General features: G+C 70.0%; 8 protein-coding genes. 4 read left to right on the forward strand and 4 right to left on the reverse strand.

The window, feature by feature from the left end:
- The 3 genes from VFF46_RS06335 to VFF46_RS06345 all read left to right on the forward strand — a co-directional run.
- Positions 1-1,611: multifunctional oxoglutarate decarboxylase/oxoglutarate dehydrogenase thiamine pyrophosphate-binding subunit/dihydrolipoyllysine-residue succinyltransferase subunit (locus VFF46_RS06335; RefSeq protein WP_325036077.1), on the forward strand; the 1,611-nt coding region annotated here is incomplete at its 5' end.
- A gap of 1 nt (position 1,612) precedes the next feature.
- Positions 1,613-1,789, forward strand: coding sequence for a DUF6104 family protein (locus VFF46_RS06340; RefSeq protein ID WP_185759093.1), 177 nt, complete (start codon positions 1,613-1,615; stop codon positions 1,787-1,789).
- A gap of 9 nt (positions 1,790-1,798) precedes the next feature.
- Positions 1,799-2,515 (forward strand): AAA family ATPase, encoded by a 717-nt coding sequence (locus VFF46_RS06345; RefSeq protein WP_325036078.1) that lies wholly within the window; start codon positions 1,799-1,801, stop codon positions 2,513-2,515.
- On the opposite strand, the gene VFF46_RS06350 is transcribed toward VFF46_RS06345, so the two are convergent.
- Complete coding sequence (locus VFF46_RS06350) at positions 2,512-2,862, reverse strand: metalloregulator ArsR/SmtB family transcription factor (protein ID WP_325036079.1); 351 nt, start codon at positions 2,860-2,862, stop codon at positions 2,512-2,514. The two genes, VFF46_RS06345 and VFF46_RS06350, sit on opposite strands and share 4 nt — an antisense overlap.
- A gap of 114 nt (positions 2,863-2,976) precedes the next feature.
- Here VFF46_RS06350 and VFF46_RS06355 point away from each other — a divergent pair, with 114 nt between their 5' ends.
- Positions 2,977-4,206 carry a sodium:proton exchanger gene (locus VFF46_RS06355; RefSeq protein WP_325036080.1) on the forward strand — a complete coding sequence of 410 codons (1,230 nt, stop codon included), beginning with the start codon at positions 2,977-2,979 and terminating at the stop codon, positions 4,204-4,206.
- A 48-nt stretch (positions 4,207-4,254) separates the two neighbouring features.
- Here the strand turns inward: VFF46_RS06355 and VFF46_RS06360 are convergent, their stop codons facing one another.
- The 3 genes from VFF46_RS06360 to VFF46_RS06370 all read right to left on the reverse strand — a co-directional run bounded on the left by VFF46_RS06360 (position 4,255) and on the right by VFF46_RS06370 (position 6,113).
- The gene (locus VFF46_RS06360) at positions 4,255-4,554 is read right to left on the reverse strand and encodes a WhiB family transcriptional regulator (RefSeq protein WP_325036081.1); all 300 of its coding nucleotides are present in this window, start codon (positions 4,552-4,554) and stop codon (positions 4,255-4,257) included.
- Between the two features lie 86 nt (positions 4,555-4,640).
- Complete coding sequence (locus tag VFF46_RS06365; protein ID WP_325036082.1) at positions 4,641-5,144, reverse strand: GNAT family N-acetyltransferase; 504 nt, start codon at positions 5,142-5,144, stop codon at positions 4,641-4,643.
- Complete coding sequence (locus tag VFF46_RS06370) at positions 5,145-6,113, reverse strand: zinc-binding dehydrogenase (RefSeq protein ID WP_325036083.1); 969 nt, start codon at positions 6,111-6,113, stop codon at positions 5,145-5,147. It lies immediately after the preceding gene.
- Positions 6,114-6,427: the final 314 nt, after the last annotated feature.

Genomic DNA, 6,427 nt, shown 5'->3' on the forward strand with positions numbered 1-6,427 from the left:
CCGGCCTCGTCCCGCTCGTCGATGTACTCCACCGACGTCGCGCGGATGGTGCAGGCGCCGATCTTCCACGTGAACGGCGACGACCCCGAGGCCTGCATCCGGGTCGCGGACCTGGCCTTCGAGTACCGGCAGGCGTTCAACAAGGACGTCGTCATCGACCTGGTCTGCTACCGCCGCCGCGGCCACAACGAGGGCGACGACCCGAGCTTCACGCAGCCGCTGATGTACGACCTGATCGAGCAGAAGCGCTCGGTCCGCAAGCTCTACACCGAGGCCCTGATCGGTCGTGGCGACATCACGATCGAAGAGGCCGAGCAGGCGATGCAGGACTTCCAGCAGCGCCTCGAGCGGGTGTTCGCCGAGGTCCGGGACGCGAAGAACGAGCCCGACACCCCGCCGCCGTACGTGACCGCGCCGGAGTACCCGGACAAGCCCGAGGGGCCGGACGCGACCGCGATCACGCCGGAGGTGCTGAAGAAGATCGCCGACGCCTACACCACGCTGCCGGACGGCTTCACCGTGCACCCGAAGGTGCAGCCGCAGCTGCAGCGCCGGGCGCACGCGATCACCGAGGGCCCGCTGGACTGGGCGAGCGCGGAGATCACCGCGTTCGGTTCGCTGCTGCTCGACGGACGGCCGGTCCGGCTGGCCGGCCAGGACAGCCGCCGCGGTACGTTCGTGCAGCGGTTCGCGGCGATCATCGACCGGGTGAACGGCCAGGACCACGTTCCGCTGCAGCACCTGGACGACGGCCAGGCGAGCTTCTTCGTGTACGACTCGCTGCTCAGCGAGTACGCCGCGCTCGGCTTCGAGTACGGGTACTCCGTGGCCCGCCCGGACGCGCTGGTGCTCTGGGAGGCGCAGTTCGGCGACTTCGTGAACGGCGCCCAGTCGGTCATCGACGAGTACATCTCGTCCGGTGAGGCGAAGTGGGGCCAGAAGTCCGGTGTCGTACTGCTGCTGCCGCACGGGTACGAGGGCCAGGGCCCGGACCACACGTCGGCCCGGATCGAGCGGTTCCTGGCGCTGTGCGCGGAGGACGCGATGACCGTCGCGCAGCCGTCCACGCCGGCGTCGTACTTCCACCTGCTGCGCCGGCACACGCTCGGCGAGGAGCACGTCCCGATGATCGTCTTCACGCCGAAGCAGCTGCTCCGGCGCAAGGAGGCGGTGTCGCAGCCGGAGGAGCTGACCCACGGCACCTTCCGGCCGGTGCTCGGCGACGCCGAGGCGGAGGCGAACCCGGCCGCCGTCGAGCGCGTCATCCTGGCCTCGGGCCGGATCGTGTACGACCTGCTCGCCGAGCGGAAGAAGGTCGAGCCGGACAAGATCAGCACCGCGATCGTCCGGGTCGAGCAGCTGTACCCGCTGCCCCACGAGGAGATCGTCGCGGAACTGGCGAAGTACCCCAATGCGACCGAGATCCGCTGGGTGCAGGACGAGCCGGCGAACCAGGGCCCGTGGCCGTTCATGGCGCTGAACCTGACCGAGCACCTGGGCGGCAAGCCGTTCTACCGGGTGTCCCGGCCGGCGATGTCCGCTCCGGCGGTCGGCTCGCACGGCGTGCACGGCACCGAGCAGGCGACGCTGCTGAAGCAGGCTTTCAGCTGACATGTACTTCACCGACCGCGGGATCGAGGAGCTCGAGAAGCGGCGTGGCGAGGAGGACGTCACGCTGGCGTGGGTCGCCGAGCGGCTCCGCGAGTTCGTCGACCTGAACCCCGAGTTCGAGACGCCCGTCGAGCGCTTCGCCACCTGGCTCGCCCGCCTGGACGACGAGGACGAGTAAATTGAGCGAATGCCCTTCGCCACGCAGCCCGTACGCCGGGTCGCCGCGGCGGAGGGCGTTCGTGTGTCCGGGGCGTGGCCGCACACGATTCCCGCCGTACACCAGCTGCTGACCGACGGCCTCGACCTGGACCCGGGCGTCACGTTCCTGGTCGGCGAGAACGGCGCCGGGAAGTCCACTCTGGTCGAGGCGATCGCCGTCGCCTTCGGTCTGTCCCCCGAGGGCGGCTCAACCGGCGCCCGGCTGACCACGCGCGCCACGGAGTCCTCGCTCGCCGACGACCTGCAGCTGACCCGCGGCGTCGGCTCCAAACGCGCCGGCTTCTTCCTCCGCGCGGAGACCATGCACGGCTTCTACACGTACCTGGAGCAGAACCCAGGAGGCCCTGAGCCGCGCTTCCACGAGATGAGCCACGGCGAGAGCTTCCTCAGCCTGATCAGCGACCGGTTCACCAGGCACGGCTTCTACTGCCTCGACGAACCCGAGTCAGCCCTGTCGTTCTCCAGCAGCCTGGCCGTGGTCGGCGTACTCAACCAGCTCGCCGAAGCCGGCTCCCAGGTCCTCTGCGCCACCCACTCCCCCGTCATCGCCGCCCTCCCCGGCGCCACCATCCTCGAGGTAGGCGACTGGGGCATCCGCCGCACAACCTGGGAAGACCTCCAACTCGTCCAGAACTGGAAGTCCTACCTACAGGCACCCGAACGGTACCTGCGGCACGTCCTCTAGTCCGTGTGCGGCGGTCGGGTACGGCGGGGTGGGTCGGGGGCCAGGGAGCCGTCAGGTGCGATGTGTTCGAAGATCTGGTCGACGAGGTTCAGGACGTGGGGGTCGTCGACGGTGTAGATGTGGCGGCGGCCTTCGCGGCGGGCGGTGATGATGCCGGCCAGGCGGAGTTTGCCGAGGTGCTGGCTGGCGGTGGCGATACTCACGCCGACCCGCTCCGCCAGGGTGCCGACGTCGTACTCCCCCTGGGCGGCCAGCGACACCAGGTGCAGCCGGACCGGAGCGGAAAGCATGGCGAAGGTGCCCGCGGCGGATTCGAGCTGCGCCTTCGTCGGATCAGGGTTGGTCATCGCGCAGTCATTGTGACCGCTGGAGCGCGCCGCGGACAGCGCGCCGGGCCGAGGTGAGCACGGTCTCACACTTTCGCAATTGCGAAAGTATCAAAACGGTGGCACGCTGGAAGCATGTTCCGAGCGCTCCGCCCCGTCCTGCTGCTGCTCCTGGTGGCGGTTCCCGCGGTCGTCCTGCGGCTCACCGGCACGCATCCCCCGGCGGCAGCGTCGATCGCGATCTTCGGCCTCGCCGTGGTCGCGGCGTCGTTCGTGCTGGCCTGGGCGGCCGAGGCCGCGGAGATGGACATCTCCGGCGGCCTGGCGATCGCGCTGCTCGCGGTGATCGCGGTCCTCCCGGAGTACGCGGTGGACCTGTATTTCGCGCACACCGCCGGCTCCAACCCGGACTACGTGCAGTACGCCGCCGCCAACATGACCGGGTCGAACCGGCTGCTCCTCGGCCTCGGCTGGTCCGCCGTCGTACTGATCAGCCTGTACGTCGCCTCGCGGCGCAGCGGGCGCACCGTGAAGTCCCTGGTCCTGGAGTCCGGGTACCGCCGCGAGCTGGGCTTCCTCGCGGTCGCTGGCGTGGTCGCGTTCGTGATCCCGGTGACCGGGCAGATCCACCTGGTGCTCGGCGTACTGCTGCTCGCGTTCTTCGCCTTCTACCTGTACCGCGCGGCGACCGCAGACCACGACGACGAGCCGGACCTCATCGGCCCGGCCGCGACCATCGGCGCGCTGCCCCGGCGGCAGCGCCGGATCACCGTGACCGCGATGTTCCTGGTCTCGGCCGGGGTGATCCTGGCGGCCGCGGAGCCGTTCGCGGACTCGCTCGTCCAGGGCGGTCAGGCGCTCGGGATCGACCAGTTCCTGCTGGTCCAGTGGTTGGCGCCGCTGGCGTCCGAGGCGCCGGAGTTCATCGTCGCGATCCTGTTCGCCTGGCGCGGCAAGGGCGCGGCCGCGCTCGGCCTGCTGATCTCCGCGAAGGTGAACCAGTGGACCCTGCTGATCGGCAGCCTGCCGATCGCGTACGGCATCGGCGGCGGTGGCCCCGCGCTGCACCTGGACGGCCGGCAGATCGAGGAGTTCCTGCTGACCGCGACGCAGACGCTGCTCGGCATCGCGATCCTGCTCAACCTGCGATTCCCCCGCTGGGCGGCCTTCACGCTGCTGGGCCTGTTCGCCGTCCAGTTCGCCGTACCGGGCCAGACCGGGCGATACGTGATCAGCGCGATCTACCTGATGCTCGCCGTCGGCGCGGCGATCCACAACCGCAAGCAGCTGATCCCCACGATCACCGCCCCGTTCCGCCGTACCCCCGAGCCCGCCGACGCCGACCGCGAACTCGTCAAGGTCTGAGCTGTCCGGAACTTTTCCGTCACCTGGTGACGGAAAAGTTCCGGGAAACTAGCTGGCCTGCTGTTCTTCGATGATCGTGGGGCGGGTACGGCGTTCCTGCGGGCCGGGGCGGCCGCGACGGCGTCCCGAGAGGAACTTCTCGCCCGCGGCGGTGCCGGTGAACTTCGTCCGGCGGGCCCACTCGCGGCACTCGTCGATCACCGGGCACGCCGTCAGGCAGATCGCCTGTGCCTTCCGCTGCTCCCACTGGCTGGCCGTCTCGTCGTACGACGGCGCGTGCCCGACGCACGCGGCCCTCGCCATCCAGTTGTCGGCCGGGTCAACGATCACCGTCAAAGTAGGCCTCATCAGCTGCTCCTCGTCGCTCAGGCGGTAGGAACAGCCTCGCCCCGTCGCGTTGCCCCGGTGCGACGCCAATGTTTCAGGCGTGAAACTTACTGACGGACCATCCGGATTTCTTGCAGGTCGAAGTACGGGTCGTACTTCGCGGTGCCGTCGGGCTCGAAGCCGTGGCGCTGGTAGAAGGCGCGGGCGCGGGCGTTGCCCTCGAAGACCCAGAGGAACGCGGGCTGCTTGCCGACGGCAACGTCCAGCAGACGGGTGCCGAGGCCGGTCTTCCAGAACACCTGGCGGGTGTAGATCGCTTCCAGCTCGAACGGCACCGGCGCGTCGTCGTCGCGCCCCGGCCCGGTGCCGACGAACCCGGCGACCCGGTCCTCGACGGGCGCCGACGGATCCGGGTTCAGCGCGATCCAGCGCGTCCGGCCGGCGCCGAGGTTGGCCTCCCAGCGTTCGGTACGGCGGGCGATGTCAGAGGTCCGCTCGAGGAGCACCTCGTCCGGTACCAGCCCGGCGTACGCCTCCCGCCAGCACAGCAGATGACACCACGCGCCCGCCTCGGCGTCCTCGACCGTCGCGGGTCTGATTTCCGGTTGCACTCAGACAGTAAAGACGATCTTGCCGAACACGTCGCCCGCATTCAGCTTCTCGAAGCCGGTCCGGGCGTCGGCGAGTGGGAGGACGGTGTCGATGTGCGGGGCGATCCCGGCGTTCGCCATGAACTGGACCAGCTCGGCCAGCTCGGTGCGAGTGCCCATCGTGGAGCCCTGGACACGGAGCTGGAGGAAGAAGATCCGGTTGAGCTCGGCGGACTTCGGCGCCTGGCCGCTGGTCGCGCCGGAGATCACCAGGGTGCCGCCCTGCTTCAGCGACTTCAGCGAGTGCGACCAGGTCGCCTGGCCGACGGTCTCCATCACGGCGTCGACCCGCTCCGGCAGCCGCGCGCCGGATTCGAACGCGTCGTGCGCGCCGATCTCGAGCGCCTTGGCGCGCTTGCCCTCGTCCCGGCTGGTCGCCCAGACGCGGATCCCGGCGGCGCGCGCGAGCGTGATCAGCGCGGTCGCGACACCACCACCCGCGCCCTGCACGAGCACGGTGTCGCCCGGCTTGAGCCCGGATTGCGTGAACAACATCCGGTACGCCGTCAACCAGGCCGTCGGCAGACACGCCGCCTGCTCGAAGGACATCCCGACCGGCTTGGGTACGACGTTCCGCGCCGGCACGGCGACCTTCTGCGCCAGGGTGCCCTGGTACCGCTCACTCAGCAGCGACCGCTTCGGGTCGAGCGTCTCGTCGCCCTTCCACGCCGGATCCGAGACCACCGCATGCACGACGACCTCGTTGCCGTCCGGGTCCACCCCGGCCGCATCACACCCGAGAATCATCGGCAGGCTCTGCTCGGCCAGCCCGACCCCCTTCAACGACCAGAGATCGTGGTGGTTGAGCGCGGTCGCCCGTACGTCGATCGTCACCCACCCATCGGGCACGGTCGGCTCGGGCCGCTCCCCCACCTCCAACGCGGCAATCGGGTCGTCGGCGTCGAACTTGGCGGCATAAGCAGCAAGCATGCGAACCACCCTAGGCGCTGGTCCACCCCAAGTCAGTTACCGACCTCACCCCTCCCCGATCCACCCCACCTCGGGCGACACGGGGCCTAGGCGGGGGCTGGTGCGCGGGGAGTAGGCGCGCGGCGGGAGGCGCACGCGAGGCAGGGTGCGCGCGCGGGGGCAGGCGCGGCGGGGTCAGGAGCGGGCTACGCCGTCGGTGTGTGCTGCGGCGGCGACGGCGGTGGCGACCGCGGGGGCGACTCGGGGATCGAAGGGGGACGGGATGATGTAGTCGGGGCGGAGGTCAGCCGGGGTGATGAGGTCCGCCAGGGCGT

The sequence above is a fragment of the Kribbella sp. genome (assembly GCF_035655035.1).
Classification (GTDB): domain Bacteria; phylum Actinomycetota; class Actinomycetes; order Propionibacteriales; family Kribbellaceae; genus Kribbella.